18 protein-coding genes and 1 tRNA gene are annotated in these 17991 nt (G+C 40.5%); 10 read left to right on the plus strand and 9 right to left on the minus strand.

Translation table 11 applies throughout. From position 1 onward, the window contains the following. The first annotated feature begins 10 nt into the window (after positions 1 to 10). From PQO03_RS09940 to ttcA, 5 genes are read left to right on the plus strand one after another with little or no spacing between them, the layout of a single operon-like run. On the plus strand, positions 11 to 1306 hold the full coding sequence (locus PQO03_RS09940; RefSeq protein WP_274149995.1) for a lyase family protein: 1296 nt from the start codon (positions 11 to 13) through the stop codon (positions 1304 to 1306). A gap of 30 nt (positions 1307 to 1336) precedes the next feature. Next, a complete protein-coding gene (locus tag PQO03_RS09945) occupies positions 1337 to 1990 on the plus strand; it encodes an EboA domain-containing protein (protein ID WP_274149996.1) in 654 nt (217 codons plus the stop codon). Next, on the plus strand, positions 1987 to 2877 hold the full coding sequence (locus tag PQO03_RS09950; protein ID WP_274149997.1) for a TatD family hydrolase: 891 nt from the start codon (positions 1987 to 1989) through the stop codon (positions 2875 to 2877). Before PQO03_RS09945 ends, PQO03_RS09950 begins: the two co-directional genes overlap by 4 nt. Further along, complete coding sequence (locus PQO03_RS09955) at positions 2870 to 3361, plus strand: LptA/OstA family protein (RefSeq protein WP_274149998.1); 492 nt, start codon at positions 2870 to 2872, stop codon at positions 3359 to 3361. Before PQO03_RS09950 ends, PQO03_RS09955 begins: the two co-directional genes overlap by 8 nt. Then, positions 3345 to 4100: a tRNA 2-thiocytidine(32) synthetase TtcA gene (gene ttcA / locus PQO03_RS09960; RefSeq protein WP_274149999.1), complete on the plus strand. Its 756-nt coding sequence runs from the start codon at positions 3345 to 3347 to the stop codon at positions 4098 to 4100. The genes PQO03_RS09955 and ttcA overlap by 17 nt, the downstream gene beginning before the upstream one ends. Before the next feature lie 10 nt (positions 4101 to 4110). Here the strand turns inward: ttcA and PQO03_RS09965 are convergent, their stop codons facing one another. From PQO03_RS09965 to PQO03_RS09975, 3 genes are all read right to left on the minus strand, one after another. Further along, positions 4111 to 5502 carry an SLC13 family permease gene (locus PQO03_RS09965; RefSeq protein WP_274150002.1) on the minus strand — a complete coding sequence of 464 codons (1392 nt, stop codon included), beginning with the start codon at positions 5500 to 5502 and terminating at the stop codon, positions 4111 to 4113. A 111-nt stretch (positions 5503 to 5613) separates the two neighbouring features. Further along, positions 5614 to 5703, minus strand: a tRNA-Ser gene (locus PQO03_RS09970). An 85-nt stretch (positions 5704 to 5788) separates the two neighbouring features. Further along, complete coding sequence (locus PQO03_RS09975) at positions 5789 to 6166, minus strand: LysM peptidoglycan-binding domain-containing protein (RefSeq protein ID WP_274150004.1); 378 nt, start codon at positions 6164 to 6166, stop codon at positions 5789 to 5791. 101 nt (positions 6167 to 6267) lie between these two features. Between PQO03_RS09975 and PQO03_RS09980 the strand changes: the two genes are divergently transcribed. From PQO03_RS09980 to PQO03_RS09990, 3 genes are read left to right on the plus strand one after another with little or no spacing between them, the layout of a single operon-like run. After that, entirely contained in the window at positions 6268 to 6993 is a 726-nt protein-coding gene (locus PQO03_RS09980) for a PTS sugar transporter subunit IIA (protein ID WP_274150006.1), read from the plus strand. Further along, positions 6990 to 7610 (plus strand): phosphoribosylanthranilate isomerase, encoded by a 621-nt coding sequence (locus tag PQO03_RS09985; protein ID WP_274150008.1) that lies wholly within the window; start codon positions 6990 to 6992, stop codon positions 7608 to 7610. The genes PQO03_RS09980 and PQO03_RS09985 overlap by 4 nt, the downstream gene beginning before the upstream one ends. A 43-nt stretch (positions 7611 to 7653) precedes the next feature. Beyond that, on the plus strand, positions 7654 to 8307 hold the full coding sequence (locus PQO03_RS09990) for a DUF3313 domain-containing protein (RefSeq protein WP_274150010.1): 654 nt from the start codon (positions 7654 to 7656) through the stop codon (positions 8305 to 8307). Between the two features lie 40 nt (positions 8308 to 8347). Here the strand turns inward: PQO03_RS09990 and PQO03_RS09995 are convergent, their stop codons facing one another. The 5 genes from PQO03_RS09995 to PQO03_RS10015 form a co-directional block, all read right to left on the minus strand. Beyond that, the gene (locus tag PQO03_RS09995) at positions 8348 to 9781 is read right to left on the minus strand and encodes a replication initiation protein (protein WP_274150012.1); all 1434 of its coding nucleotides are present in this window, start codon (positions 9779 to 9781) and stop codon (positions 8348 to 8350) included. A gap of 109 nt (positions 9782 to 9890) precedes the next feature. Continuing rightward, on the minus strand, positions 9891 to 12725 hold the full coding sequence (gene rapA, locus PQO03_RS10000; protein WP_274150014.1) for an RNA polymerase-associated protein RapA: 2835 nt from the start codon (positions 12723 to 12725) through the stop codon (positions 9891 to 9893). Between the two features lie 178 nt (positions 12726 to 12903). Beyond that, the gene (locus tag PQO03_RS10005) at positions 12904 to 13410 is read right to left on the minus strand and encodes a YgjP-like metallopeptidase domain-containing protein (protein WP_274150016.1); all 507 of its coding nucleotides are present in this window, start codon (positions 13408 to 13410) and stop codon (positions 12904 to 12906) included. A 144-nt stretch (positions 13411 to 13554) separates the two neighbouring features. Then, positions 13555 to 14631 (minus strand): TFIIB-type zinc ribbon-containing protein, encoded by a 1077-nt coding sequence (locus PQO03_RS10010; RefSeq protein WP_274150018.1) that lies wholly within the window; start codon positions 14629 to 14631, stop codon positions 13555 to 13557. 11 nt (positions 14632 to 14642) lie between these two features. Further along, a complete protein-coding gene (locus PQO03_RS10015) occupies positions 14643 to 15791 on the minus strand; it encodes an SPFH domain-containing protein (protein WP_274150019.1) in 1149 nt (382 codons plus the stop codon). Positions 15792 to 16127: 336 nt separating this feature from the next. On the opposite strand from PQO03_RS10015, the gene PQO03_RS10020 reads away from it, so the two are divergent. Beyond that, complete coding sequence (locus tag PQO03_RS10020) at positions 16128 to 16280, plus strand: hypothetical protein (RefSeq protein WP_274150020.1); 153 nt, start codon at positions 16128 to 16130, stop codon at positions 16278 to 16280. A 17-nt stretch (positions 16281 to 16297) separates the two neighbouring features. On the opposite strand, the gene PQO03_RS10025 is transcribed toward PQO03_RS10020, so the two are convergent. Then, positions 16298 to 17074, minus strand: coding sequence for a hypothetical protein (locus PQO03_RS10025; RefSeq protein WP_274150022.1), 777 nt, complete (start codon positions 17072 to 17074; stop codon positions 16298 to 16300). Positions 17075 to 17408: 334 nt separating this feature from the next. Here PQO03_RS10025 and ftnA point away from each other — a divergent pair, with 334 nt between their 5' ends. After that, a complete protein-coding gene (gene ftnA / locus PQO03_RS10030) occupies positions 17409 to 17951 on the plus strand; it encodes a non-heme ferritin (protein WP_274150024.1) in 543 nt (180 codons plus the stop codon). Positions 17952 to 17991 lie beyond the last annotated feature (40 nt).

Genomic DNA, 17991 nt, shown 5'->3' on the forward strand with positions numbered 1-17991 from the left:
GAGAATCACAATGGCTATCTGGTCAACCTCAGCAAACGATGAAGGCTTCAACTCACGCCTGCATGAAATCTGCTTCAAAACCAACCTTGATTACGACAATAAACTACTTCCCTGGGATATCATTGCTCTGATTTCTCATGGACGAATGCTCGAAAAATGCAAGCTCATTACTAGCGCCGACGCCAAACTCATTGAGATCCATTTACAGGAAATGAAAATTGAGGCACTCGAAGGCACGCTCAAAATGCTTCCCGAGATGGAGGATTGCCACTCCCTTATTGAAGACGAACTCATTAAGCGTGCTGGCGACGCTGGAAAACAACTCTACATGGCAAGAAGTCGCAATGACCAAGTCGTTTCGGCAACTAGGCTCTTTGGCAAAAATAAATTAATTGCAATTAAAGCCACTCTGAAAGATTTTATTGATGAGCTTTTAAAATTTGCCAAGAAATACGAAATTACACCCATGCCTGGCTACACTCACACACAACGTGCAATGCCTTCTTCTATCGGTCTATGGGCTTCATCTTTTGCCGAAATCCTCATTAACCAAAAAGAAACTATCGACGCAGCCATTTCACTTAACGACGTCAATGTTTTAGGTTCAGCTGCAGGCTACGGTACTGCCTTCCCTATTGACAGAGAATTTGTCACTCGAGACTTAGGCCTTGCCCGCACACAAGTGAACTCCCTTTCCTGCCAGCTTAGTAGAGGTCAAGTTGAATGCCAAACACTCCAAGCTCTATGGGGAACCATGTTTGTCATCAATAGACTTGCGAATGATATGGTCTGGATGACAAGTGCTGAATTCGATTTCTTCGATGTCAATAAATCCTGTACTACTGGCTCTAGCATAATGCCCAATAAAAAGAATCTTGACCCCTGCGAAATCATTCGTAGCCGCTACCACCTCTTTACCGGTCAAATCAGCCAGGCTCAAGGCGTGATTTCAAATCTATTTTCTGGATACAATAGTGATTACCAAGAAACGAAAGGCGTCTTCATGGAAGGCCTAACCCTCGTAGAAGAATCACTAGAGGCCATGGGCATCATCATCTCCAATACTGACATCAAAGAAGAGCGTTTATTGAGCTTTTTCTCAAAAGATATTTACGCTACTGACCTAGTTAATCGTCAGGTCTTAGCGGGTAAAACTTTCCGAGATGCCTATATTGAAGTTAAGCAATCTTTAGATTCAGTTGCCCTCGAAGATCCCTACGAAAACATCAAAGGAAAAACTCACCTCGGAGCCCCAGGTAATCCCGGCGTGGATATCCTTATAGAACGCCTTTCAGATTTCATTTGAAAAAACCTACTTTTTGAGCCATCTTAAACTATGAAAAATACAGCCGCAATAAAATCTATTTTACTTATCCATGCTCCCAAGCAAGGAAGAGCCCTAGCCTATTATGATTTTCTGGAGACTGTAAATCCTAGTCAAAAAGATTTCCTCATTCAGTTTTCAGGTGTCCCCCGTAAACTAGGACGCCACACCCCAGACTATACAGACCAAGAAATTCTTCAGTTAAACGAATTAGCACCTGCCTTAGCCTTACTCAGTATCGGCAATCTCGGTCGAGTCTTATTAGCAGCAAACCTTGCTAGTACAGAAGACATTCAAGAAGTCTTACTTAGAGGCGATGATTTTGAAAAAGCCGCGGTACTACTTGCCCTGAATTTTCGGGATGACGGCAAGCAATTACACTTAGACGTCGTCAACGTTTGTCGCACTAACTCTTTAGATACCTATAAAGCCTTGGCACTGAATAACCCTTATCCAGCAAATAATTTTACTGAAGACGAATTCATTCAACTCACCCTAAAAGTTCTCTTTATGGGCTTACCCTTCGATCAAATTCACGGCCTAGAAAAGCGCTGTAATCAAAAATTGATCGAAGCTGTTTTATTCTTTTACACTGAGCGCACTGCTGCGAAACGCATTGTTCCAGATATTTGTATTAATTTTCTTAAGGAGAAAAATGCTCTATGAAATACTTCGATCCACATATCCACATGTCTTCTCGTACGACTGATGATTACATCGCCATGTATAAATCCGGCATCCGTGCTGTAATCGAACCCGCTTTCTGGCTAGGACAGCCCAGGACTCATGCAGGCTCTTTTGATGACTACTTCCAATCTATTACTGGCTGGGAACGTTTCCGCGCATCACAATTTGGCATTCGCCATTTTTGTACCATTTGTCTTAATGCAAAAGAAGCCAACAATCCAGAATATGCCGATAAAGTTCTAGAGTTATTACCCTTATATCTCGAAAAAGACAATGTTGTCGGCATCGGTGAAATTGGTTATGACGACATGACTGATCACGAACACATGCTCTTCAAAGTTCAACTAGAAATGGCAAAAGAACGTAACTTACCCGTCATCGTTCATACTCCTCACCGTGATAAATTAAATGGCACTAAAGCTACTATCGATCTCATCCGCGAAGTTGGTATTGATGAGACCTTAGTCGTCATTGATCACAATAACGAAGAAACCCTCCCTTTAGTTTTAGAAACTAATTGCTGGGCAGGACACACCATTTATCCATACTCAAAAATGGATGCCGATCGTATGGTCGAACTCATCCAGCAGTATGGCTCTGATCGTATTCTCGTCAATAGTTCTGCTGACTGGGGCGTTTCAAATCCCTTAGCAGTCCCTGTTACGGCAGGACTCATGAAAGAGCAGAACTTTAGTGATGAAATCATTACTAAAGTGATGTGGGAAAACCCTATCGCACTTTTTGAAAAATCAGGCGCTTTCACAAAAGCTGAACTCGAAACAGAACTCGAATTTGATCAAAGTTTGCTCTTTCACGGAAACTCAGTTCTCCGTGGTCAACGCCCTGAAAAAAGAACTAATGATTAAACTACTTTTTCTTTTATTATTCGGCCTCACTGCTTTTGCTGAGGTCGATGCTACAAAGGCTTCAATCACCGAAAAGCCGGTAAATAAAGAAACTGAAGAAGTTATCATTACTTCTGACACTCTTGATTTCTTTAATCAAGAGCAAAAACGCATGGCTATTTTTGAGCATAACGTTGTAGTCATCAGAGGGAAAATGACCATAACTGCAAAAAAAATGACTGCTTACTTCAATAGCAAAAATGAGATTCATCTCATCATTGCAGAAGGAGATGTGGTCATAACTGAAGAAGATAATAAATCCACTTCACAAAAAGTGGCCTACTCCCCCAAAGAAAAGAAAATTATCCTCATTCGGAAACCCGTGATTTACATGAATGAAAATAAAATTGAAGCTCGCCGAATTACTATCTACCAAGAAAGTGGCGACATCTTTTTTGACGAACCTATAATGCACACTTTAGTCAAAAATGAGCAAATTAAGTAATACCATACGCAAGCAAGTTTCTAAGGCCCTCAACGATTACAATATGATTGCTGATGGTGACCAGATAATGGTAGCCTGCTCAGGTGGCAAAGATTCTTCTATACTACTTCTGGCCCTAGAAGAAATTCGCAAAAAAAGCCCCATTAAATTCACGCTGCATCCCGTTATGCTCGATCAAAAGCAACCGGGGTTTGATGCCGTTGAATTCATTCATTTCATGCGCGAACACAATTTGAATATCACCCTCCTACAAGAAGATACTTATTCGATCGTCAAAGAGAAAACCCCCGAGGGCAAAGCTTTCTGTGGCATCTGCTCACGTCTTCGACGTGGAATTCTCTATACATACGCTAAAAAACATCAGTATAACAGCATTGCCTTAGGTCATCATCGCGATGATATGAATCAAACTTTGTTAATGAACCTCTTCTTCGCAGGTAAAATCGCTGGCATGCCACCTAAATTAAAGTCTGACGATGGAGAGAATATTGTCATTCGCCCCTTAGCCTATTGTGCTGAAAGTGATTTAATTGCATTAGCCAAAGAATATGACTTTCCTGTAGTCCCCTGCAATCTTTGCGGAACACAGAGCAATTTACAACGCCAAGAAATGAAAAAGATGCTTCAGCAAATGGAACTCAATCACCCAAATATTGGTGCCGTCATGCAAAACGCCCAAGCAAATGTGCGACCATCGCAACTAGCCGATCATAATCTTTGGGATTTCTCCACGCTCTAATAACTTGGCTTTACCAAAGAATAAAGCGAATCCAAATTAAAGACGAAGTCACTCCCACTATAGCGGCAATTATTCCCGTTATTAAAAAATCACTAGCTTTCAATAAGCCCGACGAAGATGCAAGCGCATTAGGGGGCGTAGAAACAGGCATACACATCGCCGTTGACGAAGCTAAGGCGATTGCCACCAACATAGGCTTTTCATGACCTACAGCCATTGCTGCAGCTATCGGCATAATAATATTAGCGGCCGCAGTATTACTCATGAAGTTTGAAACTATACAGGCCATGATCGCCATCATAATTACCAGTACAAACATATTATCTCCGACACTCGGCATGGCTTCCACCAAAGTATGAGCCAAACCGCTTGTTTCCACTGCCACACCCAGAGTCAGACCACCCGCCAGTAAAATGAGGACATCCCAGGGTAACTGGCGCATATCATCTGCCTCTATCACACCATTCAAAGGGAGTAAGACTATGGGTACAAAGGCGACTACTGATGCCGGAATTCCATGTAAGCTCCCAGTACACCATAGAATTACAGTCAACAAAAATACCGCTATCACATAAGCTGAGGTTTTATTGATAGGCACTTGTTCAAAATCAAACTTAGTTTCGTTCTTGCCCTTACAATCATAAGTAGTGCGCAGATAAAACCACAGCACAAATAAACAAACTATGGCTGGAGGCATGCCATACCACATCCAAGTCAAGAAATCTACGGCTTCGCCCCTCTCTCCTAGCAATGCAGCGGCGACCGCATTTGGAGGTGTCCCAATTATACTGCCCATCCCACCAATATTAGCTCCTAGAGGTACAGCCATTATGTAGGCTTTCTTTCTTCTATCTGCTTTGGCGAAGTTAGCTAAGACTGGACCCATTAAGCCCAGCATCATTGCCGCTGTAGCTGTATTGCTCATGAAATTTGAAAAAATAAAACTCAGAAACATGATCCCAAATAACAAAAGTGAATGAGAGTCGCCCAATTTACTTAGTAGCATTGATGAAACGCGCTTGTTCACCCCCGTCTTCTCTGCCGCTCGCGCTAAAATCAAGCCGCCTAGAAACAACCATATAATCGGACTCGACCAAGTATTTGTAAAAGTTTGCCACGGAATTTCGCCTCCTCTCTCTGGAGATAGCAGGAAAATAGAAAGCCCTATCACTAAGAAACCCACCGCAAATGCCGGTAGCGCTTCCGTCATCCACATACTCGCTGACAAAAGTAAAATAAACAAAGCTCGACGTTCGGGTATAGGCATCCCACCATATTCTGGGTAAAAGGAGGCTAATAAGCTCATCCCCAATAGAAAAACGATTTTTATGCCATCTCGATAGGGGTGTGCCTGATAAACACCCATCAACTGCTTCAAATGACGTCTCGAACTTAACTGCATATCGACTCCTCGGATTAAGCCTAAGAATTTAGATCATCACCAACATAAAGCAATGGCCTCAGCATGACAAAAAAATAAGGGCAGCAATGAATTGCTGCCCTTAAGAAAGTATGGCGGAAGAGGTGAGATTCGAACTCACGGAGGACTTTCACCCTCTTCGGTTTTCAAGACCGACGCCTTAAACCACTCGACCACTCTTCCGCTTGAGTGTGCACAGATAATATAGCCACTTATTTCTTTGTCAAACACAGTCCTTTAAAGAAATTAAGTTTTTTTATTATTCCTCCTAATCTAGGGGAATTGTCAGTTTTTGACCAATAAAAATACGGTTTTGATCTTTAATATTATTCACTGTCATCAATTTCGTAATACTCACCCCATGTCTCCCTGCAATCACAGATAGACGATCGCCACTTTTCACCACGTAGCTTTTAGTTCTCGTACTCGGAACAGTGGGTGAATTACGGGGACTTGGTACTACTTGATTTACACTTGGTGGATTGGAAGAATTTGATTCAGCGTTTTCATTTTGCGCCTGCTCGATTTTCTGAGCTTCTCCTGCCGTAGGCTCACCAGCGTGACGAGTCACGACCCATGTCACTCCTCCAACAATAAAATGCACCGCCAGAACAGCAATAAACAAAGCGAATGATTTGATTTTCATAAATTAACCTGCACAAAAATTAAAAAGGGATATAAGTTCCAATATAGCTTTACATTAATAATTGCAACTCACAGAAATTGAAAACTTAAGACGACTTTATCATGCCTTACTCAATACTTAACATGAACGAAGCTGCAGATTACCTACATCTCAGTATAAATGAACTCGAAAAGTTAGTCAATAAGCGAAGTATTCCTTTTGACCGCTCAAGAGGCCAAATAGTTTTTAGAAAAATCGAATTACGTGATTGGTCGAATCAAGTAATGTTGGATTCCTGTAAAAAAACAATTACCGCCGCCCACAAAAGAATTGATTTACACCTTTTTGAAACTCCTGACGATAACAAAGCTTTCCTTTCTAAGAGCATTTTTCCAGGCTGCATGATCCCAGACCTTGCAGGTAAAACACGTAAAAAAATTCTTCAAACTTTAGCTCAGGCCGCTTTTGACACCAGCTATGCTACTGATGAAAATGAGATTTTTCGTTTATTAGAAGAAAGAGAAGAACTCTGTCCCACTGGCATTGCAGGCGGTATTGCCATTCCACATACTCGTGTGCACAGCCCTTATCTCTATCTTGAAAATATGATTCTCATTGGCAAAACAGATAGAGGCATCCCCTTTGGCGCCGCCGATCACAAAATGACCGACATCTTTGTCATGCCCTGCACGGTTGATGATCGTCACCACTTATACATGCTCTCAAGAATTGCTCTACTCTTTCAAACTACTGACTTAGCTAATAAACTTCGCGAAGCTCACAGCGCTGATGAAATGGAAGATGCTTTAAAAGAATGTGAAAAAGAAATCATACAGCCAAAAAAATGAAACCTTATATAAAAATCTGTGGGATTAGTGAACCACAACATATCGCCAAACTCATCGAACGAAAAACTAATGCTATTGGCTTTGTCGCCTACCCTCCATCACCTCGCTTCGTCAGTCCCGAACAAGTTCGCGAACTTTGCAAAACTATTCCCGACCATATTGCACGTGTCCTCGTTGTCGTCGACATGAGCCCAGAAGAAATCCAACCCTACCTAGATGCAGGAATCAACACCCTCCAGTTTCATGGCAAAGAAAGTGCGCAATTCGCAAAAAATTTCTCTTGTGAGATCTGGCGCGCCGTTCGCCTCAAAGACGAATCTCAAATTGAAGATGAACTCAACTTCCCTTGTACTAAATATGTTTTAGATGCCGCACCCAAAAACGCGAGCCTCCCTGGTGGCACCGGAGAACTTGGTGACTGGGTCTTAAGTAAAAAATTTGTTCTAGCAAGTCCTAAGCCCGTGCTTATTGCCGGAGGAATCAATCTTGATAATTTTCAAGAAGCTCTTCAAATAACTGGAGCTCAAGGCCTCGATCTTTCATCTGGAGTCGAGGATTCTCCTGGCATAAAGTCTTCGTTAAAAATAGATCAGCTCTTTAATAAAATTAATAACTAAACGTGATAGCTTATCTCATCCACTAATTTATAAGGTTTAAATCATGAAGAAACAAATTATTGCCCTACTCTTTTCCGCCCTGTTCTTAGGGTGCGCCAGTAAAATAGCTGATGAAGATGAATACTCTGGTTTCCTCAAAAGCTACAAATATTTACAAGAGATGGAAGCAAGTGATCAAGTCGATGTCCTAGCTTGGACTAGTGACAACTTCAAAAAGGGGAAATTCCATTCTATTCTTTTAGACCCCGTTGCCATCTACCCCGCTATTCCTAGTAAAGATGATATGTCAAAGTCTACAGTCAAAATCATGCTCGACCATTTTAACTCCGCACTTCAATCGGAGCTTTCTAAAACAGTTAAATTAGCTGATACTCCTGGCCCCGGGGTAGCTCGTTTACGTATTGCTATCACGTCAGTAGACAAAACTATAAAAGACTATAAATGGTATTCTTATAGCCCGATTACTTTTGTTGTGACTTCTGCTGGTGAGCTTACTGGCTTAAGGGACAAAGTCGTTGTACTTAATGTCGAGGCTGAGCTTGTGGATTCAATAACTAACGAAGCTCAACTCGCTGCTGTTAGAAAAGATTTTGGCTTACCTATTGATGGCGATGATCAAATCCCTATGGATAGCATCAAGAAAACCATTGATAAATGGGCTAAAAACATTGGCAGTTACATGAAAAAGAATTTCTGATACGTCTTTTATGAGCGATGCTCCGTATCATTCATTTTTTTTATACATCCATTAAACGCCCACGTCTCATTAAGCGAGCTTTAATATCGCCTTCGTTTTCGATGCTATATCCTTGCTCAGTCATGAAAATCGCTTTACTAAAGCGGTCTTTTAAGCGTTCACTCTCCACGATCCAGCTTTGAAAATAAGCCTTAACTTGCGGGTGATTTAAACCATTTGTGAGTAGCAATTCATTAACGGGCGCATATAAGGCTTGTTCTGGCTGAGTCATGAGGTATTTGGAGAAGCCTTTAAAGTGCGTGGGCCCTTCTGCTTGAATAAACTTTTCAACTGCCTTTTTATACCAAGCCTGATGAGCTCTTTCTACAAAATTTTCGATGGCCCGACGACGATCGCCCTGTGCGGAAGCCACTTCTGCAGGCGTAGCCGCACTAATCTCTTCATTATCACCGGCGTAATTCCTCATAATCGCGGCTCGTGCGTAACGACTAATATCCGTATTTATTCCGCGCTTACGGTTCTTTAAAACACGCTCTAAGGTCAGCTTAAGGTTAGCTTCGAGATAGCTAACGTCATATTTGACGGCTAAAACATGGGCTTCTTCGCGCTCGAATTGAAATTCTTCAACAAGCCGCTGAAAGATCCCCTTGAGCTCATCCGGAATTTCATCTGGTAAACTATTCTGATTCAGTGACTGCTCTTTGTCATCACTCGATTGATTTGAAAAGTCCTCACTACTACCAAGGTAATTATATTTCTTTAAGCCTTCTTTGATGAATTCATTATTGGGGTCGGGCTTAATTTCAAAGTTTAAACTACTTATTTTCCTACCTTCTTTCGCTTCTTGATAAGAAATCGTAATATCTGAAAATTTGTTGATTTCTTCTACTGCTGGTTCCAAAACCTTCACTCGTAAATTGGAATAAAGCGGATACTTCCTTTCTAAACCCAGCATTATACGCAACTTCTCGATGGATACATTGCGCTTACCTATAGTTTCATACTGCTTCAAGAGCTCGTAAAGCGATTCTGAATAACAGTTCTCCATGTGGATTAAGTTAATCATTTTATAACGCGTATAAAACTTTTTCAACTGAATCAAATAACGTTTCAAGGAGGGCGTGAAACGAAAGGTGAAAATCTTTTGTTTCTTGTGGTACTTGGCTTCACTCAACCATGTTGCAGTGAAGCGTTCGACATCATTTTCAACCGTAAAGGGTTTAGACATAATGCCATGGGCAATCCGCTCATACTCTTTAGCCGCATTTTTATCTGTAATAGAAAAGAATTGAATAAACTCTTCAATGGGAAAACGGTACTCTTTAAAGTCATCATCATAGGGACTTATACAGGAAACCATATAGGCAACCAATTTTCGTTCCCGTGTGGTCAAATGCATACTGCGCTTTGCCTCGACTAGGTCATTACCTTTCGCGACATAACGGTCTTTTCTACTTTTAACAACTTTATTCATTTAACACACCAATTTTTGAGAGACTCACACTCTAATTTGATTATTTTCCCTTTGCAAGTGCCCCTAGGATTTCCTCTTGATCATTATCAGAAGCTTTTCTCCTAATAAGCTAAGCATCTAAATAATTTTCGGAACCTTTCCATATTAAACGCAAAGAATCTTGACGAAGCCGCGCCTTAGGAATTTCAACTACTAGTAATTGGTAGGCACTCTCAAGTTCTGAGAGCTCCGCATCACTTATAAAATCATTCTTTTCTTTCAAAGTTTTAAGACGAGCAATTTCATTTTCAAAATGAGTTTTTACTTTTGCTTCTGCCTGCTTAAGCAAATCTTGAGATTTTTCCAAAGCAATTTTTTGCGTTTTCCGCAACATCTCGGGGACGAGTTGTTTTTTTACTGCTTTTTTATCGAGCAGTCTCTCCGCATCACCAGCTTCTAAATCTTCCTCTTTGAAAGGTGATTCATCTGTAATATTACGGCCACGATGGTCCACCCGAACAAATATTGGCGTTGGCGGCAGGAACCTATTAATTCCCGATTTTGCGGGCAATAAACATTCTAAAACTAATACGGCTTCCAAAATAATACTGCGACTACTAGGATCCACACACAAAGCAAAACAGTTATTCCCCGCTTCGCCAGAGGCCACTATATCCATACCTGCACGCAATAAAGGGTGTTCCCATGTCATCAAAGCCACATCTTCCCTTTTCAGAGTTTCCGCACGTTGAGTGGCAATGAGCTTCCCTTCACTATTTAAGCCCGGCAAGTCACAGAGTAGATTTTGCCCCGGCTCTATTTTATAGACCGCATCATCTACGTCACGGAAATCCACACCTAAATAATCAAAGAGATCTTCTAGGTAGCTAAACAAATCTCCCGCTCTATCGCTCTTGCGTAATTGCTGGCAAATCTCCAATCCTCTATCAGCATCAAAGGAGTAAAGCTCTAATAAATGATCTCGTCCCTCTTCCAATTGCTCCTTGGTCTCTTTTGCTAATTTTTTAGCTAGACTAATCAAAGCACTTAAAGCCTTGTCAGCCCCTTCCATGTTTTCAGCACGCTGAATGATCACTTCTTCCAAAGAAGGGCGCAATTCTTGGGTCATTTTTTCGCCACCGTGCAAGGGTCGAGCAAAGGCATCTAAGCCCTGACTGTAGAAATCAGCCAATACCGATTCCACACTTTCCTTTCTATAAGGATAAAAAATCTGGATATCTGAAGTTTGCCCAATTCGATCCAAGCGACCAATTCTTTGCTCAAGCAAACCTGGATTCATCGGCAAATCAAAGAGTATGAGGTTTTGACAAAATTGGAAATTTCGTCCCTCAGAACCAATTTCTGAACAAATTAATAAACGCGCACCTAAATCTTGTGAGAAAAATACCGCATTGCGATCTCTTTGATTTAAACTCAGGCCCTCATGGAAGACGACCATTTTTAAATCCATGTGTTCGCGAATTCCCTTCTCAATGGCCTCAGCTTTTTCTCGGCTAGAACAAATCAGTAGAAATTTCTCATCCGCTTTCGCCTTCAAAGTTTCACAGATCCACTGAATCTTTAAATTATTTCCTGGCTGGACAAATAAATCACTATCGACTTCTTCAAGAATAGCTTGAGCACCTTGGCGTGTATATTGACGACTCTCTTTAGCTAATTCAATCGCTTGCGGACAACGCACAGGAAAATTTTCCATTACTTTCCGCGTGTTTCTGAATATAATTCTTGAGCTCCCATGACGATCAATAAGTTCTCGCAGTAAATCGTGGCGAATTTTGCCTTCATAATTTTCTTTTTTGAGGCGACTTAGGAGAGGATGATCTTTCCCAAGTAAGGTTTCACACAATTGAAAATCTGTTTTACTCAGTGAGTCTGCATAGAGAAGTTTATCTATCCCCTTAACTTTACTGCGATAATTTTCTTGTTCTTTTTTAAAGACTTCTAAATCATAAAAACGATCCGGATCGAGTAATCTCAAACGCGCGAAATGTGATTCTTCTCCCAGTTGATCAGGCGTTGCTGTTAAAAGAATTAATCGTTCAACTCGTTTAGCCAATTCTTCCACTAAACTATATTCACGCGAAACCTGATCCTGACTCCAAGACAAATGATGAGCTTCATCCACAATAATTAAATCCCACTCGCCTTCGACAATGGCCTCAGAGACTTTTGCAGATGAAGAGGCATAAGCCGTACTCGTAATAATTAAGCTCTCTTCAAGGAAAGGATTTGGATTTTCTGGATTAGCTTCCACTACTTTAAAACGTTCCTCATCAATAATCGAAAACCAAAGATTGAACTTGCGGTACATCTCCACGAACCACTGATTTTGCAGCGCATCTGGCAATAGGATAAGAACTCGTTTCACATCACCTCGCAAAAGTAAACGGTGAAGAATTAAACCCGCTTCAATTGTTTTACCTAAGCCCACTTCATCCGCTAGCAATACACGCGCTTTCACCATGGAGCTCACTTCGTCGGCGACATAAAATTGATGAGGCAATAAATCTAAACGTGCACCTTGGAAGCCGTAAATCTCTGAGCCTAATTGTTCACTCTGGTGCATTAAGGTTCTTCTTCTCAAATCAAATAAATGAGCATCATCAAAATTCCCGGCTAATAAGCGATCTTCGGGACCACTTAAGCTAAGCTCATTGGGCAATTGAAATTCTCGAACTTGATCACCTTTTTCATTGATATAAATATAGCCTTCGTCTTCTTCCAGAATTTCGATGATTTTGAATGCCTCGCCCTCGAAATCAAAAATTTGTCCCTCTCTCAAACTTACGCGTTTCACTGGAGCACTTTCACTTACATAAAGACGACGAGTTTCAGTTGCAGGAAACAATACCTCTAGATTCCCAAATTCATGTTTTAAAATCACTCCCAAACCCAATTCGGGTTCAGATTTAGAAAAATAGCGTTGCCCGGCTTTATACATCATTTTATCCTTATTTACTTTCTTTCCTATAATCCGAGCTCATTTTTTGTCAACCTGTGCTTAATAAGTACCGCGTATCAATACTTCAGATCAAGAGTCGTAAAATCATCCAGAGCATTAAGCCGAATCGAACGCTCAGTTCTAATTCCCTATTTTGTGAATTCTCTAGCCTTATCTAATACTATAGATACAGACTACCTTTCATCTCGTGGTAAGTGAGATAGACCCTTAAATCAAATTCTAATTGAAAATAGCCGGGCTCCATGTGCTTGCAGAGTTTATAAAAAGCCTTGTTGTGTTCTTTTTCTTTTAAATGGGCTAACTCGTGCACGAGAATTACTCGCATAAATTCTAGTGGTACTTTTTTAAGTACACTCGCAATGCGAATCTCATTCTTTGCTTTTAATTTTTTCCCTTGAACTCGCGAGACAAAACTATGTAGACCCAAGGCTTGTTGCTTGAGAGAAATCTTGTTATCATAAAGAACTTTACTCAAGGGGCCCGATGATTTTAGGTAAGCTTTCTTTAAGCCCACAGCCAAATCATATAAGGCCTTATCAGATTTTAGATCATGAGCATGGGGATATTTATTCAAAATAAATTGCCCAAGTTTATCTTTATCGATTAAAGCCTGAATCTGCTCTAACAAGCCTTCAGAGTAGCCACGTAAATAACTTAAATCACTCATGGCGTCCTGAAATCGCCTCGTCTAGGACTGCCCAGTCCTGCCAGGGGAGTTCGAGGGGACGGCGTCCTCTCGTGTGCGAAGCACCCATAAAAACATTAAGAGATACTATCTCGGGAAGCGTATAATTCATCGAATAAGTTTTGATTATTGACAAGCAATAACAATTATTGCGATCAGTGCAATACTTGCGAGTACCGCAAGAGTGATTTTTACCCAGCTATAAGGACGTTCACCCTGTACTTCACCCGTGCGAGCATTAATCACAACGCGATACACTTTGTCTTTAAAACGATAGGCTGACACCCATACAGGCAAGAGAATATGCTTAAAAGTCACCTCGTTCCAATCCGTATAAGAATTATGAACTCTTTGTTCATCTCCACCAATATCACGTAAAATTGTTGTCCGAATCTCTGGCTCAGCTTCTTCTTTCGCCAAGTCAAAACCTTGGCGAAGACTAATCGAATAATGCTCTGATTTAAAACCACTCAAATATTCATCTGCAAAGGGTACGAGTTCGTGTAGATCCCAGGGCTCAAGTTCCTTGGTGTATTTGCGCGGCAATGAATCACTCGCCACAATCAGTAAATCATCAAAAGTATTATAGACATGCCCACAGACGGGATACCAACGGGTCTTTCGAACTTGGCGAGTCTTGCTATTCCCCTCTGAATCAGTATAGGACTCAGTTACATAATAGTGCACACCTCGTGAACCACTATAATCCGTTGATGTACTCGTATCATAAGTCCAATGCGCTAAATAAATCCCTTGTAATTTTTCTGATTGTCGAGCGTATTCTTTCAGTTTATTTGGTGCAAACCAACGACTCGAAACCCAAGATTGAAATTCCTTCATGCCTTCTTTTGAATCAATTTTAAAAGGAAGCAAGGCATGAGGCTTAATTATTTTTTCACTATGGGGTTCCGCAACAAAGGGCGTATCACAAAAAGGACAGGCGCCCGCTTGGACCTCACTGCCCATAGTCGTATTGGCGCCACAGGCTCCGCAAGAAACTTCTTTAACTTCAACTAAATCCGCTTCATTGGGACATTCTTCCAACTCACGCATTTTAACTAAGTAATCATGCTCAACAATGGCTTCTGCGGGAACTTCTAATTCATTTGAACTCGCACAATAAGGACATTCCATTTTGCTCGAGCCGGGTAAGAATAATAAATCGGCTCCACAGTTATTACACGGAAATTGACGTTTGGACATAAATTAATACCCTACATTGGGGGTGGAGGTGGAACACTTCCACCAGGCATTGGAGGAGGTGTAGGAGGCCCAAATAAGTTTGCGAGTTCCGCAACTTGTCCCGCGGCAGACCAATTCGCCATGCCCTGACGCCAGACCATGCTTTCTCCTGTGATCTGACCCGCCTGCACATGCTGTGCAAAAGTATTCATATCATAGGGACCATAACTTTCGCCATTCACACTCACATGAAAAGAAACATTACTGGCTCCAGGTGCTGGAGGGGGTGGTGCTGACGCTTGCTGATTTTGTTGAGTTCCACCCATGGCTTGACCCATTTGATTGGCCATGGCAAAACCCATACCCATACCCATGCCGCCGCCCATTGCACCACCTGCTTCACCCGTATTAGAGGCCGCAGCTTCCATCGCATTCGCTGCTTGAAATTGGGTATACTGATTCAAATTACCCAAAATCCCCATACTCGAGCGCTTATCTAAGGCTTCTTCAACTTCTGGTGGAAGCGCTATATTCTCAACTAAAAACTTCGGCAGTGCCACACCATATTCTTTAAATTCAGGCTCAATTTTTGCTTGAATTAAATCCGCTATCTCATCGTAATTAGAAGCGAGATCTAAAGCAGGAATTTTTGATTCCCCTAACTTATCGGTAAAGCGCGAGACTATGATATTGCGTAACTGATCCGTCAGATCACTTGCTTCAAAAGCTCCATCAGTACCTACTAGAGTTGTAATAAATGCTCTTGGATCCACTACTTTAATTGCGTAAGTTCCGAAAGCGCGTAAACGAATTGGGCCAAACTCTGGGTCGCGAAGCATCACGGGGTTTTTAGTTCCCCATTTACGATCGACAATCTGTGAGGTCGTCACAAAAATAACTTCTGCTTTAAAAGGACTTTCAAATCCGTACTTCCAACCCTTTAAAGTTGAGAGAATCGGTAAATTATTTGTCTGTAATTCATACATCCCCGGTTCAAAAACATCCGCAATTTGCCCTTCATTGACAAATACCGCTGCTTGTCCAGGACGTACTGTGAGCTTAGCTCCGTACTTAATCTCATTGCCATAACGCTCAAAACGCCAGGCTAAAGTTTCGCGATCATCATTCGTCCACTCAATGATATCAACAAATTCACCAGTTAATTTATCCCATAGTCCCATATCAATTCTCTCCTAATATTATTAATTCCCCATTCTCTATAAAGAGGACACTTATATAATATATTATGATTTTCAGCATGATTTTCAAGTCCCACAGCTACTTTTACTACTCGTGAGGCATCGAAAGAAGCCGACCATCACCATCTTAGCTTATTACCTTGTCATCAATCAGCTTTTTATCTATTTAATCTGTACGGGAATCTTACGTTAAAATCCCTGTGAAGAATGGCTTAGGACTTATCAATCTTCATAGAATATTCACATAAAGACTTGAATTTTATCTATATTGAGATTATATCTAAGTTAGACAAAGAAGGAAATAATCGGTCCACCACTATGAAAAAAACCATTTGCAAACTAAGTAAGAGTGACTTAAGAGATAGGCTAGATGAGCTTGCCTCTATTGTGTCGAGTCCTCAATACCTTTGTACAAAATGTGGTCGTGCCGCCAACAAAAAACGCAATCTCTGCAAAAGCATTGAGCTCTAAAATTCATTAAGAAATTATTATTGATCTTTCTTTCGGGATTTATCAGCTCTTACATTTTTGACTTGTTCTAATATTTGATTTTTAATTTTTTCACTTTTAATATTTTTAGTCAAAATTTCAGTCAGCTCTGTTTCTGCGTCTTCTCCTTGAGAATAATTTTCAACAATCGCTGCTGCAACCTTTCTAATTAATACAGCCTGATGATTTCTCAAAAAAGTTCTTTGAAGGCGTTGTTTAGCGACCTTTGAATTTTCTTTGATATTAGCCTCGTATTCAGCTCTTAATTGTAGATCTTGTATATTTTCAGGAGATACCCCAGCAGGTAGTCCCGTCTCAAGAGGCGGTATTACATTCATTAAAGGTATTTCATCTGGAATTTGATTTAATGTATCAAAAAATTCTTGTAAGGTTTTTGATAAAGCTTCAACATGTTCTTTTCTATATTTCACATCATTAGGAGAATATCTAAATTTAGTGAGTAAAACAACTTTTTCCTCTAGTGTTATATGAGGAAGCGCTTGATATATCAAATTAGCCGTAAGCTCTATACTTTCTGGAGAAACTTGGATTTCACGAGCTATGTGCCAGCATGTCTGTATGGTGACATGGCCAATATATTTATCTCTAGGAGAAGAAGTCCAGCTTGAAACAGAAGTATAAATTTTAGCATAATTTTCAACATCTTGTAAATCATATTTTTTGATTTTTTCAATACCATGAACTACTTGAGTCGGAATTTCAGCTGATTGCGCATAGGCTATAGACAAGGTGAAAATTATAAAAAGTTTGTTCATATGACCTCGCTGATTTATATCCGAATAAATAATTCAGTACTCTATGGGGTTTTCAAAAATTAGAAAACATATATAACTTGAGAGACGAAAAACTTGATGATAATTTAATATTATTTGAGATGCCTTACCCTGTGACAAATAATTGGTCCGTACTCACTGCTGTTGAAAGCTAAAGATATAAAGGACTTACCAACAAAAAACGCAATCTCTGCAAAAGCATTGAGCTCTAAGAATTCTTATTGTGATCTAGTCTAGTTTTCGATTTCTAGATAGCTATTGTATTTCCTTTCTCTTCGCATAAGTTCCCCATATTATAACAAATAATGGATCTATTATGCTCAGCGACAAAATGGTAGGACTGCTTAATAAGCAAATCAATTTAGAATTTTATTCATCCAACCTCTATCTTCAAATGAGTGCTTGGTGTGAATACAAAGCACTTGAAAGTTGTGCAGAGTTTTTACGTCTTCATGCTGAAGAAGAAATGACTCACATGAACCGCCTCTTTAAATACGTGGCCGATACCGGTGCTTTAGCAAAAATCGGTGCTATTGACTCACCAAAAGCTGAATTCACCGACGTCATCGAGCTCTTCAAAGATATTTATGCACATGAGCAATTTATCACAGCTCAAATCAACGACTTGGCTCATGCTGCCTTCAGTGAAAAAGATTACTCGACTTTCAATTTCCTCCAATGGTATGTTGGCGAACAACATGAAGAAGAGAAATTATTTAAGTCTATTCTCGATAAACTCGAAATGATTGGCACTAATGGCAATAGCCTTTATTTCTTCGACAAAGAAATCGCGCTATTAACTAAAGGCGAAAAATCACTTCAATCCATGGTAAACTTATTTCCAGGTAACGAAGCTTAGGTTTCTAAAAAACTTTCCTTGAGGGCTGCATTTATGCAGC

This window comes from Lentisphaera profundi (assembly GCF_028728065.1).
GTDB classification, from domain to species: Bacteria; Verrucomicrobiota; Lentisphaeria; order Lentisphaerales; family Lentisphaeraceae; genus Lentisphaera; species Lentisphaera profundi.